We start from the raw sequence: 955 nt of genomic DNA on the forward strand, positions 1-955 counted from the left end.
TGATGATCTACTTCGACCCGCCGACCAAGCGCCAGGTGGTGCAACGTCTCTGCGCACGGCTGCGTCCCGGTGGCTACTTCTTCGTCAGCCACTCCGAAAGCCTGCACGGCATCAGCGACGAGTTGCAGTCGCTGCGCCCCTCGATCTATCGCAAGCCCCATGCATAACTCGGACGGCGTCATCGAAGTGCTCCTGCAGCCAGGTGACCTGTACTTCGGCGACCGTCGCACGCGCATCCGCACGCTGCTCGGTTCCTGTGTGTCGCTGGTGCTGTGGCACCGCGGCGAACGCATCGGCGGCATGTGCCACTACATGCTGCCCAGCCGCCGCCACCCCGGCAGCCGGCTCGATGGGCGCTACGCCGACGAGGCCCTGCACCTGCTGCTGGAGAAGATCCGCGCCAGCGGCAGCCAGCCGCAGGACTACCGCATCAGCCTGTTCGGTGGCGGCAACATGTTCGGCGAGCTGTGCCAGCGCAACATCGGCCAGAGCAACGTACGCGCCGGCCTGGAGCTGCTCGCCGCCCACGGCCTGAAATGCCATGAACGGCATGCCGGTGGCGATGGCTACCGCAACCTGATTTTCGATGTCTGGAGCGGGCACATCGCTCTGCGTTGCCCCACGTCCCAACAGATCGCCACCCGGCGCTACGAGGCCCCCACGCCATGAAGAACACCAAGGTGTTGATCGTCGACGACTCCGCAGTCGTCCGCCAGGTACTAAGCGCCGGCCTTGCCGAACACACGGGCATCGAAGTCATCGGTGCCGCCGCCGACCCCCTGTTCGCCATGGACAAGATGCAGCGCAACTGGCCCGACGTGATCGTGCTGGACGTGGGGGTGCCACCCCAGGGCGGCCACGCCCTCCGGGAGAAACTGATTGGCCGAAGCCCCCCCCCCGGGGTGTTCTGGGACACCCAGACGGGGGCGGGGGCCGCCCCCCCCCGGGAGGCCCG

General features: G+C 67.5%; 3 protein-coding genes. All 3 read left to right on the plus strand.

Translation table 11 applies throughout. From position 1 onward, the window contains the following. Positions 1-2: 2 nt before the first annotated feature. Positions 3-167 (plus strand): CheR family methyltransferase, encoded by a 165-nt coding sequence (locus tag J0A65_RS27995; RefSeq protein ID WP_416135328.1) that lies wholly within the window; start codon positions 3-5, stop codon positions 165-167. Further along, on the plus strand, positions 160-669 hold the full coding sequence (locus tag J0A65_RS24160; RefSeq protein WP_206596808.1) for a hypothetical protein: 510 nt from the start codon (positions 160-162) through the stop codon (positions 667-669). The genes J0A65_RS27995 and J0A65_RS24160 overlap by 8 nt, the downstream gene beginning before the upstream one ends. Further along, the coding region (locus J0A65_RS24165; RefSeq protein ID WP_206596809.1) for a response regulator at positions 666-955 on the plus strand (290 nt) is incomplete at its 3' end. The genes J0A65_RS24160 and J0A65_RS24165, both read left to right, overlap by 4 nt.

Origin of the sequence: Bowmanella yangjiangensis, from assembly GCF_017255015.1 — a bacterium.
Classification (GTDB): domain Bacteria; phylum Pseudomonadota; class Gammaproteobacteria; order Enterobacterales; family Alteromonadaceae; genus Bowmanella; species Bowmanella yangjiangensis.

Bases quoted from the DNA above. Each gene is read 5' to 3' on its own strand.
- J0A65_RS24160 (WP_206596808.1), top strand. From the start codon at position 160: ATGCATAACTCGGACGGCGTCATCGAAGTGCTCCTGCAGCCAGGTGAC.
- J0A65_RS27995 (WP_416135328.1), top strand. From the start codon at position 3: ATGATCTACTTCGACCCGCCGACCAAGCGCCAGGTGGTGCAACGTCTC.